Here is an 18,135-nt window from a genome sequence, read left to right as displayed (position 1 = left end):
CGAACCCGCCGGTACGGCCGTCTCGATGATCTTTGGTTGAGCGGAGTTGCGAGCCGCCCCTCCCGGGTGGATCATCGAGCGGCCGTTCGGGGGGCGAGGGAGGCACGGGTGGGCCGTTGGTGGCGGTTAGTTCTCCGTCGGACGCTCACCCAGCGTTCCCTGGCCGTGGCCGCGTCGGTGCTGGCGCTGCTCGCCGCCACCGTCCTGGCCGCGCTCGGTGAGTACGCCGCCTCCGTGACCGGCGAGGGCCTTCGCGCCACCCTGGCGTCGGCCGACTTCGGCACGGCCGGCACGACGGTCACCACCACCGTTCCGACCGGGCGGATGCCGGCGGCGGACCGGAAGGTACGGGAGGCGGTGCGGACCGTCTACGGGCGCGTTCCCGCCGACGTCTCGCTGAGCGCCTCCGGTGATTCCTACGTCGTACCAGGGCAGGAGCACAAGCCGCATCCACGGCTGACCGTGTTCGCGACGTACTCCGGCCTCGAAGGCCACGCCCGGTTGCGGACGGGCCGCTGGCCGGTCGCGGCACCGGGCGGAGTGGTCGAGGCCGCGCTTCCCGAGCCGGCCGCGCGGGCCATGGGCCTGGCCGCCGGCCGCGTCGTGACGCTCCACGGCCGCGTGGGCGGTCCGCCGGTCACCGTACGCGTCAGCGGCCTGTTCGCGGTGAACCGGTCCGACGACTACGTGTGGGGCGGGGACCGCCTGATCACCACGGGAGTGGAACGCCTCGACTACACCACCGTCGGCCCCTTCGTCGTCCCCGCCGCGACCTTCGGCGCCCGTTTCGCCGCCACGGCCACCGTCCGCTGGCTCGTCCTCCCGGACATGGGCGCGATCGACGCCGGTCAGGTGCACGGCATCGAGGAACGGGCCCGAGCCCTGCCGGCGTCGCTGGGGAAGCGCTCCGCCGACGGCACGGGGTACGCGGTCAGTTCCTCGCTGCCGGATCTGCTGACACAGGTCGGGCGGGCCGTGCTCGTGACGCGCTCGACCCTGCTCATCCCCGCGTTGCTGGTGCTGATGCTGATCACCACGGCGCTTCTGCTCCTCGCCCGGCTGCTGGCGGGGCATCGGCAGGTCGAGACCGCGCTCATGCGCTCGCGGGGCGCCGGCGCTCGGCAGCTCGCGCTTCTCGCCGTCGGCGAGGCGACGGTGGTGAGCGTGCCGGCGGCGGTGGCCGCACCGTTCCTGGCGCCGCTTCTCGTCCGTGCCGCGGCCGCGACGCCCCTTCTCCGCACGAGCGGCGCGCACGGCGCGCTCTCGCCCTCGGCGCTGACGTGGAGCGTCGCGGCCGCGACCGCGCTGATCTGCGTCGTCGTACTCGCGCTGCCGTCTCTCGGCGGGATCCGGCGGACCTACGTCGCCACGATCACGTCACGCGGACGGGAAGGACGCCAGGCCGTCATCCAGCGGGCCGGAGCCGACCTCGCCCTCGTCTTAATGGCCGGTCTCGCGATGTGGCGGCTCGTGCACTATCGGGGCCCGGTGCTGGAGACGTCGTCGGGGAACGCCGGTGTCGACCCGTTCATCGTCGCCGGACCGTCGCTCGGGCTGCTCGCCGGGGGCGCGCTGCTGCTGCGGCTGGCCCCGATCGCCTCCCGCGCCGGCGAGTGGGCCACCTCCTTCTCGCGCGGATTCGCGCTGGCGGTGGGCGCTCACCAGGTCAGCCGCCGGCCGCTGCGCGTCGCCGGCCCCGTTCTGCTGCTGGTGATGACGGTCGCGGCCGGCGTCCTGTGCGCGGCCACCGGGTCGACCTGGCGGCGGTCCCAGCTCGACCAGGCGGATTTCCAAGCGGGCGCCGACCTCCGGATCACGGCCCCGGCGAGCCCGTCGTCCCCGGCCGCCGCGGGGCAGGGCGGACGGTACGCGGCCCTGCCCGGAGTGACCGCCGCCGGCCCGGTGCTGCGGGACACCGTCTCGACCGGCGGCGCCGACGCGGCGCTGCTCGCGATCGACTCCAGCAGGCTCGGCGGGACGCTCCGGGCCCGTACGGCCCTGCGGAGCGACGTGCCGACAAGGCTCGCGGCCGGCAGCGGCGCCGCGGTGCCGATCACCGGCCGACCGGAACGCCTCTCGGTCGGGTTCCGGATCGGCCGGACTCCGCAGGCCCTCCCCGTCTCCCTGTCCGTGCTGGTCAGCGACGCCTTCGACGTCGTGTACGAGATCGACCTCGGAAAGGCGCCGGCGGATGGGGACACCCACCTCCAGGTCGCCGATGTGACGGGCCTCGCGGGCCGGGACGGCGTCATCTCCTATCCGATCGCCGTCCGCGGGTTCCGTTTCACCTACCCGCAGACGTCGGGCGGCCCGGCCGACCTGACGGTGACCGAGGTCCGCGGCGGTACCGGGAACCGGCCCGGCCCGCCCGCACGGCGACCGGCCGGCGCGCACTGGACCGGTCAGATCGAGATGAGCGACGGCGGGTCCGAGACGGCCGGGATCAAGGCCGGAGGCCTGGTCACGGCCAGGCTCCCCGCCGGGCGCGACGATTACTACTTCCCGAATGCGACGACGACCGGTGTCATGGTGCTCCATGCCGGCTCAGGGGCGGCGACGGACCGCGCCGAACCGATCCCGGCCATCGTGACCCGGGAACTCGCGGCACGCGCGCACGCCGGCGTCGGCGGCCGGATCACGATCACCGAGAACGGCGTCCAGCAGCCGTTGACGATCGCCGGAGTGGCGCCCGCGCTGCCGTCGGCGGAGCCGGGTTCCCCCGGCGTCCTCGTGGACTGGGCGGCGCTGGCCGACGCGTCGCTGGCGGTGGGCGTCACCCCGAAGCAGCCGGCGGAATGGTGGCTCGCCACCCGCGGCGGCGACACGGCGGCCACCGCGCGGGCGCTGCGCGACCATCCGGCCTGGGGCGACCGGATCGTCGACCGGGTCGCCCTGCGCCATCGACTGCGCGACACGCCGCTGGGTGGATCGCTCCAGGGGGCTCTCGTCCTGGGCTTCGCCGCCGCGATCGTGTTCGCCGTCATCGGCCTGGCCGTGGACACGGTCGTGTCGGCGCGGGAGCGGGCCGTCGAGTTCGCGGTCCTGCGGGTCCTGGGCGTCGGCGGACGCCAGGTCGTCGGGCTGATCGCCGTCGAGCAGGGGTTCCTCGTCGGCCTGGGCCTGCTGGGCGGCGTTCTCCTCGGCGTCGTCGTCGCCCACCTCGTGCTGCCGTACGTCGTCCTCACGGTCCGGGCGACCGCGCCGTACCCGCCCGTCCACGTGGTCCTCCAGTGGCCGGTGGTCCTGGCGATGGTGGCGGGCATGACCGTCGCGTTCGCCGTGACGTTCCTGATCCTCGTGCGTCACCTCACCCGGAACGGGCTGGGCCGCCTCATGCGCGTGGGGGAGGACCGATGAGGCTCCTTCCCCTGGCCGTCCGGGCCGCCCGCGCGCAGTGGACCGCCCTCGTCGGCCTCGGCCTGCTCATGGCGGTCACCGCGTTCCTCGTCGGCGCCGGCCCGCGCTGGGCGGTCGCCACGTACGACCGGGCCGTACGAGACGCCGTCACGGGCGCTCCCGCCGGGTCCGCCGATCTCGTGGTCTCGGTCCTCTCGCGGGCGGTCGGTCCGGCCCAGTCGCAGTTTCGAGGGAAGGGGCCGGTCGGCAGCGTCGACGGCCTCGCCACCCTGAGCGGCTACTGGCGGCAGGACATTCCGCGCCCGCTCCGCGACACGATCGGCGCGTCCGACCACTTCGCGGGGACCGACTTCATCGCGGTCCCCGGCCACGCCGCGAACCGCCCCACGGTCCGGATGTCGATCGGGATCTCGGCGACCGCGAGCGGCCATCTCCGGTACGTCTCCGGGCGTGCCCCCGGGCCGCCCGAGCAGAAGGGCACGGGCCTCCGCCTCGAGGCCGCGCTGCCGGATCGCGCAGCGCGGCAGATGGGGTTCACGACCGGTGACGTCATCCCCATCAAGAGCCAGCCCGGTCTCACCGTACGGATCAGCGGTCTGTTCACCCCCACCGACCCCGGATCGGGCTACTGGGCGGCGCACCACCGGTTCGAGGACGCCGAGTTGGAGCAGACCACGAGCGGCGACACGATCGTCCTCGGAACGGCGTTGCTGAGTCCCGCCGGATACCACGGGCTCTGCGCGTCGACCCAGCTGAACGTGGGTGTCACCTGGACGTACACGCCGGCCGCCGCGCGCATCACCGCCGGCCGTGCGCACACCCTGGCGCAGGGTGTCCACCAGGCGGCCGAGTCGATCGCCAACGGCACGGTCGACGGTCAGTACGTCACGCTGACCAGCCGGCTCGACCACGTGCTGGACGACTTCACGCGGCGGCTGACGGCGACGCGAACCCTGCTGTCCCTCGCCCTGGCCGGACTGTTCGCCGCCGCTCTCGGCGTTCTGGCGCTCACCGCCCGGCTGGTGCCGGCCCGGATGCGGGTGGCGCTGTCCACGCAGGCCGCCCGCGGAGCCTCCCGTACCCAACTCGCCGTCATCACCGTGATGGTGGTGGGGTCGGTCACGCTGCCGGCCGCGATCATCGGCCTGGTCACGGCCGCGCTGCTGGTGGACGGACCGGCCCAGGGCATCTCGGCCGTCTCCGCGGCGGCCGTGGTCGCGACGGTCATCGCGTTGTCCGCGGTGACCGCCGCCCGCGGGCGGAACACGCCGGTCCCGGGCGGCTCCTCCGCCCGCCGGGCGGTCGCCGAAGGAACCGTCGTCCTGGTCGCGGTGGGCGCGACGTACCTGCTCCGACTGCGCGGTATGCCGACCGGAGGGCTCGATCCGCTCATCTCCGCGGTGCCCGCCCTGCTGGCCATCGCGGCCGGCCTGCTCGCGCTGCGGACCTGCTCCGCTCTGCTACGGCTCATCTGCCGGGCCCTGGCGCGTGGCCGGTCCGCGGTGGGGTTCATCGGGTTCGCCCAGGCGTCCCGGCAGCGCGCCACCGCGATGCTTCCCGTCGTGCTCCTGGTCCTGACGTTCGCGGTCATCGGATTCACCGCGACGGTCGAGGCGAGCCTCGGCCGGGCGCAGCGGCTCGCGACGTGGCAGTCGGTCGGCGGCGACGCGCGGGTCGACACCCAGGTCATGGACGCCGCGACGATCGACCGGGTACGCCGGTCACCGGGGGTTCGCACGGCCGTGCCGGCCGAGGTCATCGACGGCGCGCACCTGTTCTCGCGGGAGTACACCGTGGGCGACGTCACCCTCGTGGCGGTGGATCTCGGCGCCTATCGGCAGGCGATGGCGGGGACGTCGCTGCGGATTCCCGCGCCGCGCGCCGAGGCCGGGGCCTTTCCGGTGCTGTTCTCCCCGGCGGCGGCCGCCGGCGCCAAGGGCGGCGGGCTGAGCCTGACCACCGACGCGGGACTCCGGCTCGAGCTCCGCGACGCGGGCGTGATCTCGCGGTTCCCGGGGCAGGCGGCCGACGCCCGGTTCGTGGTCGTGCCCTACGCGCCGGTCTTCAAGTCCACCGCCGGGCAGGTGCCCGGCTCGTTGTTCATCCGAGGCGACCACCTCGACGTCGCCGCGTTGCGCCGTGCCGCTCAGGCCCGCGACCTGGGACAGTTCGGCGCCGGCGGAGTGACCACCTACCGGAACGAACACGACGCCATCACCGGGGGACGCCTCGGCCACATGATGACGGCCGGTTTCCGGGCCTGCGGGCTCTTCGCGGCCGGCTACGGGCTGCTCGCGCTCCTTCTCCTGCTCCTCTCCGAGGTGCGGCGACGCGGCAGCGTCGTGTCGTATCTGCGCGCGCTCGGCCTGAGCCGTCGCGAGGCACGCCGGCTGGCTCTCGTCGAGGTCGTCCCGGCCCTGGTCGCGGCGGCCGTCGCCGGATGGGCGCTCGGCGCGGTGCTGCCCTCGGTCGTCGGACCGGCCCTCGACCTCCGGGCCTACACCGGCGGACTGCCGATCGCGCACTACCTTCCGGACCTGTCGTCGGTGGCCGTCCTCGGCGGCGGGCTGGTCATCATGCCGGTGATGACCGTACTGAGCGATATCGCGGCCGGCGCCCGCGGGCGGCCGGCGGAGACCCTGCGGATCGGAGGCGCGTGAGCGATCGAACAGGCCGGACGCCGGATCTCGCGGAGCTCGAGCGCCGCGCCACCCGGCAGGGTCCGGCATACGGCGAGAACGCCTATGTCATCTGCGACAACCTCGTGCGGATCTACCGGTCCCAGGGCGTCGAGGTCATCGCGCTCCAAGGCCTCGACCTGCTCATCGAGCGCGGCGAGATGGTGGCGATCGTCGGAGCCTCGGGCTCGGGCAAGTCGACGCTGCTGAACATCCTGGCCGGCCTGGACACGCCGACCGCCGGGGTCGCCCGGGTCGCCGGGGTCGAGCTCCTGGGGATGTCGCGCCGGGACAGGCTGCGGTTCCGGCGCGACGTCGTGGGGTTCGTCTGGCAGCAGACCACGCGGAACCTGCTGCCCTACCTCACGGCGGCGGAGAACATCGAGATGCCGATGCGGTTCGCCGGCAACGGGCGCCGGGACCGCCGCGCCCGGGTGACGGAGTTGCTGGACCTCATGGGGATCGCGCACCGGGCCGACGCCCGGCCCGCGGAGATGTCCGGCGGCGAGCAGCAGCGGGTCGCCGTCGCCGTGGCGACCGCCAACCGGCCGAAGGTCATTTTCGCGGACGAGCCCACCGGGGAGCTCGACACGGCGACCGGAGGCGAGATCTTCGGCGCGCTGCGGCGCGTCAACTCCGAGCTCGGGGTGACCACCGTCATCGTCACCCACGACGCGGAGGTGGCCGGGAACGTCGACCGCACGGTGGGCATCCGGGACGGCCGTACCAGCAGTGAGATCCTGCGCCGCGCCACACTCGACGAGGACGGCCGCCGGCAGGTGACGGCCGAGGAGTACGCCGTGCTCGACCGCGCGGGGCGGCTGCAGCTCCCGCGCGAGTTCACCACGGCCCTGGGGATGAAGGACCGGGTGCGGCTCAACCTGGAGACCGACCACATCGGAGTATGGCCGGACGGGAACGATCATGATCAGCGTTGAGGGACTGACCAAGACGTACCGGACCGGGCGCGTGCCGGTGAAGGCGCTCACGGATTTGAGCTTCACGACGCCGGAAGGGCAGCTGCTGGCCGTGAAAGGCCGTTCCGGAGCGGGCAAGACGACGTTGCTGAACATCCTGGGCGGTCTGGACACGCCGGACTCCGGGCGGGCCGTGGTCGCCGGCCAGGAGGTGACCGCGCTCGGCGAGGCCGCCCTGCAGCGCATGCGGCGCGAGGCCGTCGGCTTCGTCTTCCAGACGTTCGCCCTCATCCCGGTCCTGTCGGCCGCGGAGAACATCGGAGTCCCGCTTCGTCTCAGCCGCGCCCCGGCGCGGCAGCGGGAGGAACGGGTCCGGCTGCTCCTCTCTCTGGTGGGACTGGCCGACCACGCCGACCAGCGCCCGTACGAGCTGTCCGGCGGCCAGCAGCAGCGGGTCGCGATCGCCCGAGCGCTGGCCCATTCCCCGCGGATCCTCTTCGCCGACGAGCCGACCGGGCAGCTGGACTCCGAGACGGCTCAGTCGATCATGCAGCTGATCGCCGCGATCGTGCGCGACGAGGGCGTCACCGCGGTGGTCGCCACCCACGACCCGCTGATCATGGGGTACGCCGACCGGGTGATCGAGCTGGGCGACGGGGTACTCGTCTCCGACACCGTCCGGGGTACGTAGGGAGGGAGACCGTTGAAAGGGGGACCCATGCGATTTCCGCTACGGCTGCGGCACGTCCCGGGTCGGCTGGCGACGGGCGTGTTCTTCCTCGACTCGGGCCTGGGCAAGCGGGGAGCGGACCAGCAGACCGCCGAGACGCTGCACGGCATGGCCGCGAACGCCTATCCGTTCCTGGGCGCCGTCGATCCCAAGACCTTCGTCCGGCTGCTGTCCGCCGGTGAGATGGCGGTGGCCGCCGCGTTGCTGGTTCCGGTCGTCCCCACGGCCCTGGCCGGGGGAGCCCTGGTCGCCTTCTCGGCCGGCCTGGTCGGCCTTTACGCCAGGACGCCGGGGATGCGCCGGGAGGGCAGTGTCTTCCCGACCGAACAGGGGCTCATTCTGGCCAAGGACGTCTGGCTGTTCGGCCTCGGTCTCGGCTTGCTCATCGACGGCCTCACGGAGCGCGAGTGATGCCCGCGGCCGCTTATGATTCGTCGTGACGGGCGGAGTACCGCCCGGGATGCGGTGAAATCGCGCGCGGTGGTCATGGTCAAGGGGTTCACGTGGTGGTCAAAGGACGCGTCGTAAGGTTCGACGAGGTACGGGGATACGGGTTCGTCGCCCCCGAGGACGGCGGAGAGGACGTCTTCGTTCACGCGAACGACCTGCTGGACGACAAGTACGCCTTCTCCCCGGGGACGAGCGTCGAGTTCGAGGTAACGGAGGGCGAGCGGGGCCCGAAGGGATACGACGTCCGCGTCGTTCCGGGCGCCTCCGACGGCTCCCGCCGGGGCCCGGTGAAGCCTGCGGCGCGTGCCCCTCGTCCGCGTGACGACGACGGGACGTGCGAGATCCTCACAACGGAGGATTTCCGGACCGAGCTCACCGAGACGTTCCTCGCGGCGGTGCCGGAGCTGACCGCGGCGCAGATCCTGCTCCTCCGCGAGCGGGTCATCCGGCTCGCCGCCTCGCACGACTGGATCGAGGACTGACGCTCCGCGCCGGGTAGCGCCGATGCCGGCGCAACCCCGTGCTTTCGTGGCTGCCGCTCGACACCTGGGACGCCGCGGCCTCTGTCGTGCCGTCACTCTTGACAGCGAATCGTCAAGGAGTGAAAATCCCTGCAAATAGTAAACTTTACTATTTGATAACCGGTCGTGTCATGGAGACCGTCATGGCGGCTCGCGCCCCGCCTCGTGCGCTCAGAGCAACGAACGTCCCCGCAACGGCCGCTCGAGCGGCCGTCCCTCCACGAGATTCGGAGCTCACATGAAGACCAGACTCGTCGCCGCTGCCAGCGGCGTCGCCCTCGCCCCCGCCCTCGTCGTGGCCCTGGCCGGCGCGGCCAGCGCGCACGGCTACATCAACTCCCCGCCCAGTCGCCAGGCCGAGTGCGCGCAGGGCACCGTGCCGTGCGGCGACATCAAGTACGAGCCGCAGAGCGTCGAAGGCCCCAAGGGCCTGCACAGCTGCAGCGGCGGTGTCGCCCGGTTCGCCGAACTCGACGACGACAGCAAGGGCTGGCACGCCACGAAGGTGGGCCGGACGGTCACCTTCACCTGGACCTTCACCGCGCGCCACCGCACCACCGACTGGCAGTACTACATCGGCGGCACACGCGTCGGCGTGTTCAGCGGCAACGACAGCCAGCCGCCGGCCACGGTGTCGCACACCGTCAACCTCGGCAACGTCTCCGGCCGCGTGAAGCTGCTGGCGGTCTGGAACATCGCCGACACCGCGAACGCCTTCTACTCCTGCGTCGACCTGCAGGTCGGCTAGGGCGTAGAGCCCGGCCCGGCAGCGGAGCCGGTCACGGTTCCGTGGGCCCGCCCGCTCCCGGGCCAGGGCCAAGCCGGTGAGCGCATCGGCGGCTTTCCGGCGTTGCGGGCTACGACGCCTGGAAGTGGAGGATCACGTACTCGTACTCGCCCGGACCGGCCAGCTTCAGCTTCTGGTCCTTGTTCTTGTCGATGAAGACGGTGAGGAAGACGTCGTCCCGTCGCTGCTGGAGCGGCGTCGCCTGCTGCCCGATCCACGTCTGGGCGAAGTAGACCTTGTCCTCGGTGGAGGACAGCGCCTGGACCCTGGTACCACCGAGATAGTTGTGACCCTCGTTGTTCAGGTAGAGCGTCCCGCTGCCGTACTCGTAGTCGGCGATTCCCGTGCCCATCCGGTAGAAGGGCACGTCCTCCACCGATTCGCCGTCGCGCAGCGAGAAGATCGAATCGTCGGTCCAGGCGCACACCTGGACCGCCACGTCGCCCGGCGGTTTGGGGAAGCGGAACTCGAAGGGCGCGGGTCGCAGGGTGACCGTCACGACGTCCTTGCCGCCACGCTGCCCGAAGACGAGAGAGCTCGGCCGCCCGTCCTGCCAGAACTCCAGACCCAGGCGCGGGCTCCGGGTGACCTGGACGCCGGCCGGTGCGCCGCTCGCGCTCTGGGTGGGCGTGGTCGGCCGGCGGGTGGGTCCGCCGCCTCCGTGCCGGTCCGTTCCCGGCCACAGGACCACGGCGGCCGCGATCGCCGCGACGGCGACGACGGCCCCGGCGCCCACTGCGGCCGCTCGCCGGTTCCTGCGCCGGTGGGCGGGCATGGTCGGCCAGCTCCCGGTGGGCCGGTGCGGCGGGGGAGCGGCGGCGAGGACCGCCTGGCGTCCCTGGTCGAGGGTCTGCTCGATCGGTGCCGTGTCCGGGTTGCCGAGCAGACGGAGCAGGAGCTCCCGCATGGACGGGCGCGCCGCGGGGTTCTTGGACAGGCACGCGGAGACGAGGTCCCGCAGTGGGCCCGCGAGGTGCCCGAGGTCCGGCTGTTCGTGGAGCACCCGGTAGCTGATGGCGGCGACGTTGTCCCCGCCGAAGGGCGGGGCGCCCGTCGCCGCGAAGACCATCACACAGCCCCAGGCGAACACGTCGACGGCCGGCCCGATGTTCTGGGCGGCGAACTGCTCGGGCGCCATGTACGTCGGCGTCCCCACCACGCCGCCGGTCGCCTGCGCGCCCGCGTCCAGCGTCCGGGCGATGCCGAAGTCGATGACCCGCGGCCCGTCGGAGCCCAGCAGCACGTTGGCCGGCTTGAAGTCGCGGTGGACCACGCCGGCCTCGTGGATGGCGGCCAGCGCCGTCGCCGTCGCCACCGCCAGCCGGTGCAGCGCCGGTCCGGACCGCGGCCCGCCGATCGTCACGGCCTCGCGCAGGGTGGGCCCGTCGACGTACTCGGTCACGATGAACGGCTGCGCGCTCTCGAGGTCGGCGTCCAGGACCTGGGCGACGCAGAAGGGCGCGACGCGCCGGGCCGCCGCGACCTCCTTGGCGAACCGCTCCCTGAGCCGCCGGTCCGCCGCCCATCTTCCGCGGAGGATCTTCACGGCCACCGAGGTGCCGTCGTCCCCCTGCCCGAGGAAGACGATGCCCTGGCCGCCCTCACCGAGCCGGCCCGTCAGCCGGTACGCGCCGAGCGTCTGAGGATCGCCTGGGCGCAAAGACGTGACCTCGGGCATCAGTCCCCCTGATCGACGCGCGACGAGCGGCACTCTATCCGGACGGGTCCGGCGAAACCAGGATGGACGGGTGCACGGTCCTGCGGTGTGCCGGTCGCCGCATACTGCGGGCGCAGTACGCCCCGGCTACTCCTTGGGGCCAACGGAGATGTGCCGGGCTGCGGCTACCGTGGGGCGGGTGAGTCCGCTGACCGAGGTCAGGCGCATCACCGGCTGCCACCCGTTCCTCTCGGACGGGCTGTTGGCGGCGGCGGTGTACGCGCTGGCCCTGTGGGTGCCGTCGGGGCCGCATGAGGTCGGGCCCGACCCGTCGACCTGGCAGATGGCGGTGTTCGGCGTGCTGGCAGCCGGCCCGCTGGCGGTACGGCGGCGCTGGCCGGTCGTCGCGCTGGCGTTCACGCTGGCCGGGACGGCGTGCTACCTGGCCGTGGACGGCAAAGAGGGCCCCCTCCTGCTCGCGCCGATGATCGCCATCTACACCGTCGCGCTGCGCGGTGTACGCCGGACGACGGCCATGACCGCCGCAGCGTCGGGGTTCGTCCTGATCATCGCCAAGATGGTGGGGGTGGCCCGCGATCCCGTGGTGCACGGGATGGTGATCTTCGATCCCCGGCTCGTGAGCGTCGTCGCCCAGATCGCGTTCGCCGCCGCGGTGGGCGAAGCGGTGCGCAATCGCCGCGCCTACGTCGCGGCCGTCGAGGAACGCGCGCGCCGCGCGGAGCGGACCCGGGAGGAAGAAGCCGAGCGGCGGGTCATCGAGGAGCGGCTGCGGATCGCCCGCGAGCTCCATGACGTGCTCGCCCACCACGTCGCGCTGATCAACGTACAGGCCGAGGTCGCGGCGTACGTCATGGAGACCGATCCGGACCAGGCGCGCGAGGCGCTGTCCCACGTTCGCCGCGCGGGTCAGGAGGTGCTGGACGACCTCGGTGCCACCGTGAGCCTGCTGCGCCGGCCGAACGCGCAGCTCGAGTCGGCCCCGGAGCCCGCTCCCGGGCTCGACCGGCTGCCCGGCCTGCTCGAGGCGTTCGCGGCCGGCGGGCTGACGGTCGACCTGCGCGTGGTGGGGGAGCCGCGCGAGCTGCCCGCCACCGTCGACCTGGCCGCCTACCGCATCGTCCAGGAGGCGCTGACCAACGTGCACAAGCACGCCGGCGACGCCCCGGCGACGCTGCGCATCGCCTACACGCGTCGGGAGCTCCGGCTGGAGATCACCGACTCCGGGCCCGGCGGGTCGACGTCGGGGGAGGGGACCGGGCACGGCCTGCTCGGCATGCGGGAACGCGCCTACTCGGTCGGCGGCGCCTTCGAGGCTGCTCCCCGGCCGGAGGGCGGCTTCCGCGTCCACGCGGTGCTGCCCTCGGCCGACCATTCGCCCGCGCCCGCCGCCCGGGCGGCCGGGACGGGGTGCGCATGACGATCCGCGTGGTGCTGGCCGACGACCAGTCCCTGGTGCGGGCGGGGTTCAAGGTGCTCGTGCAGGCCGCGCCCGACCTCGAGGTGGTGGGCGAGGCCGCGAACGGCGACGAGGCCGTCGTGCTCGCCCGCGAGACGCGCCCGGACGTCGTGCTCATGGACATCCGGATGCCCGAGTCCGACGGCCTGGTCGCGACCCGGAAGATCACCGCCGACGATGCTCTGGCCGCCGTGCGCGTGCTGGTGCTGACGACCTTCGAGATCGACGAGTACGTGTTCGCGGCGCTGCGCGCCGGCGCCAGCGGGTTCGTCGGCAAGGGGGTGCAGGCCGGGGACCTGCACGAGGCGATCCGCACCGTCGCCCGGGGGGACGCGCTGCTGTCCCCGGCGGCGACGCAGGCGCTCATCGCCCGTTTCCTCAGCGGCCCCGCGGACATCGCCGACGCTGCGACGGAACGCCTGTCGGACCTGACCGAACGCGAACGTGAGGTCGTCGTCATGGTGGCGCGTGGGCTGTCGAACGACCAGATCGCCGAGCGACTGTGCATCCGGCCGCTGACGGTCAAGACCCACGCGAACCGGGCGATGATGAAGCTCGGGGTGCACGACCGCGCGCAGCTGGTGATGATCGCCTACGAGACGGGGCTCGTCCGTCCGGCCGCTCCGCCGCGGTAGCCGCCCGATCACCCGAAGGATCCTTCCTCGGCCGCTCCGCCGTGGTAACCGCCCGGACATCCGAGGGATCCTCCCCGGCCGCTCCGCCCCAGTCGGCCGAGTCGTCTCCACCCGGCCGCGTAACCGTCCGGCCACCTCGCCGCAGTAGCCGCGCGCACCGGCTACTGCGGGCGCGGTATGCCGAAGACCCTTCCCCAGGCGGACGGGAACGCCCACTCCTCGGCACGAGGATTGCACTGGCATTCGATGACAACTGGGGGTTTCTCTCATGTCCGCTCTCGCGCGATGGTGCCACCGCCATCGCCTCGTCGTGGTCCTGTTGTGGCTGGCCGCGCTCGTCGGCCTTGGCGTGCTGTCGCAGACGGCGGGCTCCGCCTACAAGGACGCCTTCTCCCTGCCGGGCACCGAGTCCACGAAGGCCCTGCAGCTGCTGCAGAAGTCCCTGCCGGCGCAGTCGGGCGACACGGCGACCGTCGTGTGGCGCGCGCCGGCGGGCGGCACCGTTCGTGACGACGCCGTACGGCGGAAGATGACCGCCACCCTTGCGACGATCTCCAAGCTGCCCTCCGTGACCTCGGTGACCGGCCCGTACGACGGCCCGCGGGGCGCCCGCCAGATCAGCGGGGACGGCCGGACCGCCTACGCCCAGGTCGGCTTCGACAAGACGGGCGACAAGCTGGCCAAGGCGGACGTGCAGCGTGTGATCGACACCGCCGAGGCCGCCCGGGGCGACGGCCTCCGCGTCGAGCTCGGCGGCAACCCGATCAGCCAGGTCGAGCGGACCCCGCCTGGCAACTCCGAGCTGATCGGCGTGGCGGTCGCCGCGATCGTCCTGCTGCTCGCCTTCGGGTCGCTGTTCGCGATGCTGCTTCCGATCATCACCGCCATCGCCGGTGTCGGGAGCGGCCTGATGCTCGTCGGCCTGCTCACCCACGTCGTCACCATCGGCCAGATTGGGCCCACACTGGGCGCGCTGATCGGGCTCGGCGTCGGGATCGACTACGCGCTGTTCATCGTCACCCGGCACCGTACCGGCCTGAAGAACGGATTGAGCGTCGAGGAGTCGGTGGTCAAGGCCATCGACACGTCCGGCCGCGCGGTGCTGTTCGCCGGGGGCACCGTGGTGATCGCCCTGCTCGGCCTGTTCGTCCTGGGCATGAGCTTCCTCAACGGCATGGCCATCGCCTCGGCGGTCACCGTGGTGTGCACCGTGCTCGCCGCGATCACGCTGCTGCCGGCGCTGCTCGGCCTGCTCAAGACGCGGGTGCTCAGCCGCCGCGAACGCCGCCGCCTCGGGGCCCACGCGGGCGGCGAGGCCCGGCCGGACGTGTGGACCCGGTGGGCGGGCGTGGTCGAGCGCCGGCCTCGTACGCTGTCCGCGGTCGCGCTCGTGGTCATCGCGGTGCTGTGCGTGCCGGTGTTCTCCCTGCGCCTCGGCTCCTCCGACGCGGGCAACAACCCGACGTCCACGACCACGCGCCAGGCGTACGACCTGCTGGCCGAGGGCTTCGGCCCGGGCTTCAACGGCCCGCTGCAACTGGTCGCCGAGACGCACGGCGCGGCCGACCAGCAGGCGTTCACCCGTCTGGTCGGCGAGGTGTCCCGGACGCCGGGAGTGGCCGCCGCGGCCCCGATGCCCGCTCAGCCGGGTGCGACGGTCGCCATGGCACAGGTGATCCCGACGACCTCGCCCCAGTCCGCGAAGACCTCCGACCTGATCAACCGGCTCCGCCACGACGTCGTCCCGGCCGCCGAGCGCGGCACGTCGATGCGGGTCTACGTCGGCGGCGCGACGGCGATCTTCGACGACTTCGCGGACGTGCTGACCGGCAAACTCCCGCTGTTCCTCGGTGTGATCATCACACTCGGGTTCCTGCTGCTCCTGCTCGCCTTCCGCAGCCTGCTCGTGCCGGCCATCGCCGCCGTGATGAACGTGCTGGCCGCCGGCGCGTCCTTCGGCGTGGTCGTCGCCTTCTTCCAGTGGGGATGGGGCTCCGATCCGCTCGGCGTGGGCGCCGCCGGGCCGGTCGAGGCGTTCCTCCCGGTGATCATGCTGTCGATCCTGTTCGGCCTGTCAATGGACTACCAGGTGTTCCTCGTCAGCCGGATGCACGAGGAATGGGTGCACAGCGGCGACAACCGCAAGGCCGTCACCGTGGGCCAGGCCCACACCGGCCGGGTCATCACCGCCGCCGCGACCATCATGATCGCGGTGTTCGTCGCCTTCGTCTTCGGGGGTCAGCGCGTCATCGCCGAGTTCGGCATCGGCCTGAGCGCCGCCGTCGCGCTGGACGCGTTCATCCTGCGGACGATCCTCGTCCCGGCCGCGATGCACCTGTTCGGCCGCGCCAACTGGTGGCTGCCCTCCTGGCTGGATCGCCGTCTCCCGCACCTGTCGGTCGACCCGCCGGAGGAGCGGCCGGTCGACGCCGTCGGCACCCCGCTGGAGCCGGCCGCCCGCTGAGGCCCATGGCGGGGCGGTCGGCGACGACCGCCCCGCTTTCCCATGGGTTCGTGGCAACCTCCGGGCTCCCTCAACACTCGGCCAAATAACGGCAATTGGGCCAAGGACGGGCGATAAGCGGGGAATGGCTGTCCCATGGAGGCCGGTCCGTGGAGGTGGTCATGGCGACCTATGAGTACACGTGTCCGGGCTGCGGCTCCTTCGACGTACGGCTGGCGCTGGGCACCGCGCCCGCAACGCGGGAGTGTCCCGCGTGCGGGCGCGACAGCCGGCGCGTGTACTCCGCACCGGCGCTGACGCGCACGTCCCCGACCGTACGAGCGAGCCGGGAACGTGAGGAACGGAGCCGGGAGGCGCCGGAGATCGTGTCGGGGGTGCCGCCGTCGCGGCGGGCCGCCCGGCGGCCGCACCCGGCGCTCGCACGCCTGCCACGGCCGTGATCGCGGCCCGTGGCGCCGCGGGCGGGACGACATGACGACTCCCCGGGCTCGTGGGCCGAGGGGTGAGGCAGATGGCGAACGTGGGCCTGCTCTACGTCGGAGCGGTGCTGTTCCTCAACGGGATGATGCTGCTCGGCAAGGTCGAGGCGAAGGCCGCGGCGATGCTCAACCTGTTCGTCGGCGCGATGCAGGTGGTCTTCCCGACCGTACTGATCGCGACGGCCGGAAACGACACCCACACGATCCTGGCGGCGTCCGGGCTGTACCTGTTCGGGTTCACCTACCTGTACGTCGGGATCGGGCTGCTGGCCGGGCTCGACACCAGCGGCGTCGGATACTTCTCGCTGTTCGTGGCCGTGATGGCGGTCGGCTACTCCGTCGTCAACTTCCGCGTGCTGCGGGACCCGCCGTTCGGCGTCATCTGGCTGTACTGGGCGTTCCTGTGGTTCCTGTTCTTCGTCCTGCTCGGGCTGAAGGTCGAGGGGATCACCACCTACACCGGCTGGGTGACGGCGATCGAGGGCTGGGTCACCGGGGCCATCCCGGCGATCCTGCTGCTGTGCGGCTACTGGGGCAGGCACGGTCAGGTCGCGATCCTGCTGGCGGTGTTCGCCGTCGTGGTGTTCGGCGCCCTGTGGTTCGTCGTCGGCCCCGGACGTCATGTGCGCCACCGGCCCGGCGGCGTCGCGGCACCGGGACGCCCCTGAGGACGGCCTCCGGACACGAGAACGTGATTCGGCAGGGGAGTGAGTGACGATGCCAGACGTCGTATTCCACGTGGACCAGTCACGGTCAATGCGTGATCAGAAGATACCCGGCCACAACAGGTGGCATCCGGCCGTCCCGCCCGCGGACTCCGTCCGGCCGGGCGATGAGTTCCGGATGGAATGCCGGGAGTGGACCGACTGCCAGATCGGCAACAACAACTCCGCCAACGACGTGCGGGACGTCAACCTGAAGCTGGCTCACATGCTGAGCGGCCCGATCCGGATCGAAGGGGCCGAGCCCGGCGATCTGCTGATCGTCGACATCCTCGACCTCGGGCCCGTTCCGCAGCACGTCGGGGACGCGGCCGGCGAGGGCTGGGGTTATACCGGCGTGTTCGCCAAGGTCAACGGCGGGTCGTTCCTGACCGACTACTACCCGGACGCCGTCAAGGCGATCTGGGACTTCCACGGTCAGCAGGCCACCTCGCGGCATCTGCCCGGCGTACGGTACACCGGCATCACCCACCCGGGGCTGTTCGGCACCGCGCCGTCGCAGGAGCTGCTGGAGCGGTGGAACCGCCGGGAGCAGGCCCTGATCAACACGAATCCCGACCGGGTGCCACCCCTGGCGTTGCCGCCGGAGCCGGAAGACGCGCTCGCGGGCCACGCCCACGGCGGCGACGCCGACCGGGTCGCCCGGGAGGGCGCCCGCACGGTGCCGGCGCGCGAGCACGGCGGTAACCAGGACATCAAGAACTTCAGCCGCGGATCCCGCGTGTTCGTCCCCGTCTTCGTCGACGGCGCGAACCTCTCCGTCGGCGACCTGCACTTCAGCCAGGGCGACGGAGAGATCACCTTCTGCGGTGCCATCGAGATGGGAGGCTTCATCGACTTCCACGTCGACCTGATCAAGGGCGGCATGGAGAAGTACGGCATTAAGAACAACCCGGTCTTCATGCCGGGCAACGTCGAGCCCAGGTACTCGGAGTTCATGAGCTTCGTCGGCATCTCCGTCGATCCCGACGACGACACGAACCTCTACATGGACGCGACGCTGGCGTACAAGTGCGCCTGCCTCAACGCCATCGAGTACCTCAAGAGGTGGGGTTACAGCGGCGAGCAGGCGTACCTGATCCTCGGATCCGCGCCGGTCGAAGGGCGGATCAGTGGGATCGTCGACATCCCGAACGCGTGCTGCACGCTGTACCTGCCTACGGCGATCTTCGACTTCGACATCCGTCCCACCGGGGACGGTCCGCGAAGCGCCAACCGCGGGGCGTGCGCCGTCACCTCCTGACCGGCTACGCCGTTCTGA

General features: G+C 72.3%; 14 protein-coding genes. 13 read left to right on the top strand and 1 reads right to left on the bottom strand.

The genetic code is table 11. The features are described 5' to 3' along the window. Positions 1 to 165: 165 nt before the first annotated feature. The 7 genes from ACQP2O_RS30445 (at position 166) to ACQP2O_RS30415 (ending at position 9,401) form a co-directional block, all read left to right on the top strand. Complete coding sequence (locus ACQP2O_RS30445) at positions 166 to 3,357, top strand: FtsX-like permease family protein (RefSeq protein ID WP_433170998.1); 3,192 nt, start codon at positions 166 to 168, stop codon at positions 3,355 to 3,357. After that, positions 3,354 to 6,017, top strand: a complete 2,664-nt coding sequence (locus ACQP2O_RS30440; protein WP_433170996.1) for an FtsX-like permease family protein — start codon at positions 3,354 to 3,356, stop codon at positions 6,015 to 6,017. The genes ACQP2O_RS30445 and ACQP2O_RS30440 overlap by 4 nt, the downstream gene beginning before the upstream one ends. Continuing rightward, on the top strand, positions 6,014 to 6,973 hold the full coding sequence (locus tag ACQP2O_RS30435) for an ABC transporter ATP-binding protein (protein WP_433170994.1): 960 nt from the start codon (positions 6,014 to 6,016) through the stop codon (positions 6,971 to 6,973). The genes ACQP2O_RS30440 and ACQP2O_RS30435 overlap by 4 nt, the downstream gene beginning before the upstream one ends. Then, positions 6,960 to 7,643, top strand: a complete 684-nt coding sequence (locus ACQP2O_RS30430) for an ABC transporter ATP-binding protein (protein WP_433170992.1) — start codon at positions 6,960 to 6,962, stop codon at positions 7,641 to 7,643. Before ACQP2O_RS30435 ends, ACQP2O_RS30430 begins: the two co-directional genes overlap by 14 nt. Positions 7,644 to 7,670: 27 nt before the next feature. Next, positions 7,671 to 8,093, top strand: a complete 423-nt coding sequence (locus ACQP2O_RS30425) for a hypothetical protein (protein ID WP_433170990.1) — start codon at positions 7,671 to 7,673, stop codon at positions 8,091 to 8,093. Between the two features lie 92 nt (positions 8,094 to 8,185). After that, entirely contained in the window at positions 8,186 to 8,614 is a 429-nt protein-coding gene (locus ACQP2O_RS30420) for a cold-shock protein (RefSeq protein WP_433170987.1), read from the top strand. 277 nt (positions 8,615 to 8,891) lie between these two features. Continuing rightward, positions 8,892 to 9,401, top strand: a complete 510-nt coding sequence (locus tag ACQP2O_RS30415; RefSeq protein WP_433170985.1) for a lytic polysaccharide monooxygenase auxiliary activity family 9 protein — start codon at positions 8,892 to 8,894, stop codon at positions 9,399 to 9,401. A 109-nt stretch (positions 9,402 to 9,510) separates the two neighbouring features. Here ACQP2O_RS30415 and ACQP2O_RS30410 read toward each other — a convergent pair whose 3' ends face one another. After that, a complete protein-coding gene (locus ACQP2O_RS30410; protein WP_433170983.1) occupies positions 9,511 to 11,118 on the bottom strand; it encodes a serine/threonine protein kinase in 1,608 nt (535 codons plus the stop codon). Positions 11,119 to 11,296: 178 nt separating this feature from the next. Here ACQP2O_RS30410 and ACQP2O_RS30405 point away from each other — a divergent pair, with 178 nt between their 5' ends. The 6 genes from ACQP2O_RS30405 to fmdA all read left to right on the top strand — a co-directional run bounded on the left by ACQP2O_RS30405 (position 11,297) and on the right by fmdA (position 18,117). Beyond that, positions 11,297 to 12,535 (top strand): sensor histidine kinase, encoded by a 1,239-nt coding sequence (locus ACQP2O_RS30405; RefSeq protein ID WP_433170981.1) that lies wholly within the window; start codon positions 11,297 to 11,299, stop codon positions 12,533 to 12,535. Further along, positions 12,532 to 13,209, top strand: coding sequence for a response regulator (locus ACQP2O_RS30400; RefSeq protein WP_433170979.1), 678 nt, complete (start codon positions 12,532 to 12,534; stop codon positions 13,207 to 13,209). The genes ACQP2O_RS30405 and ACQP2O_RS30400 overlap by 4 nt, the downstream gene beginning before the upstream one ends. A gap of 268 nt (positions 13,210 to 13,477) precedes the next feature. Beyond that, positions 13,478 to 15,673 carry an MMPL family transporter gene (locus ACQP2O_RS30395; protein WP_433170977.1) on the top strand — a complete coding sequence of 732 codons (2,196 nt, stop codon included), beginning with the start codon at positions 13,478 to 13,480 and terminating at the stop codon, positions 15,671 to 15,673. Positions 15,674 to 15,834: 161 nt separating this feature from the next. Then, on the top strand, positions 15,835 to 16,113 hold the full coding sequence (locus ACQP2O_RS30390; RefSeq protein ID WP_433170974.1) for an FmdB family zinc ribbon protein: 279 nt from the start codon (positions 15,835 to 15,837) through the stop codon (positions 16,111 to 16,113). 71 nt (positions 16,114 to 16,184) lie between these two features. Continuing rightward, the gene (locus tag ACQP2O_RS30385) at positions 16,185 to 16,820 is read left to right on the top strand and encodes an AmiS/UreI family transporter (protein WP_433170971.1); all 636 of its coding nucleotides are present in this window, start codon (positions 16,185 to 16,187) and stop codon (positions 16,818 to 16,820) included. A gap of 49 nt (positions 16,821 to 16,869) precedes the next feature. After that, positions 16,870 to 18,117 carry a formamidase gene (fmdA, locus tag ACQP2O_RS30380; protein WP_433170969.1) on the top strand — a complete coding sequence of 416 codons (1,248 nt, stop codon included), beginning with the start codon at positions 16,870 to 16,872 and terminating at the stop codon, positions 18,115 to 18,117. Positions 18,118 to 18,135 lie beyond the last annotated feature (18 nt).

It is taken from the genome of Actinoallomurus sp. CA-150999 (assembly GCF_050942425.1).
Taxonomy (GTDB): Bacteria; Actinomycetota; Actinomycetes; order Streptosporangiales; family Streptosporangiaceae; genus Actinoallomurus.
This window is presented reverse-complemented; position numbering and strand designations above follow the sequence as displayed.

Bases quoted from the DNA above. Each gene is read 5' to 3' on its own strand.
- ACQP2O_RS30395 (WP_433170977.1), top strand. From the start codon at position 13,478: ATGTCCGCTCTCGCGCGATGGTGCCACCGCCATCGCCTCGTCGTGGTC.
- ACQP2O_RS30430 (WP_433170992.1), top strand. From the start codon at position 6,960: ATGATCAGCGTTGAGGGACTGACCAAGACGTACCGGACCGGGCGCGTG.
- fmdA (WP_433170969.1), top strand. From the start codon at position 16,870: ATGCCAGACGTCGTATTCCACGTGGACCAGTCACGGTCAATGCGTGAT.
- ACQP2O_RS30400 (WP_433170979.1), top strand. From the start codon at position 12,532: ATGACGATCCGCGTGGTGCTGGCCGACGACCAGTCCCTGGTGCGGGCG.
- ACQP2O_RS30415 (WP_433170985.1), top strand. From the start codon at position 8,892: ATGAAGACCAGACTCGTCGCCGCTGCCAGCGGCGTCGCCCTCGCCCCC.
- ACQP2O_RS30390 (WP_433170974.1), top strand. From the start codon at position 15,835: ATGGCGACCTATGAGTACACGTGTCCGGGCTGCGGCTCCTTCGACGTA.
- ACQP2O_RS30425 (WP_433170990.1), top strand. From the start codon at position 7,671: ATGCGATTTCCGCTACGGCTGCGGCACGTCCCGGGTCGGCTGGCGACG.
- ACQP2O_RS30410 (WP_433170983.1), bottom strand. From the start codon at position 11,118: ATGCCCGAGGTCACGTCTTTGCGCCCAGGCGATCCTCAGACGCTCGGC.
- ACQP2O_RS30385 (WP_433170971.1), top strand. From the start codon at position 16,185: ATGGCGAACGTGGGCCTGCTCTACGTCGGAGCGGTGCTGTTCCTCAAC.
- ACQP2O_RS30440 (WP_433170996.1), top strand. From the start codon at position 3,354: ATGAGGCTCCTTCCCCTGGCCGTCCGGGCCGCCCGCGCGCAGTGGACC.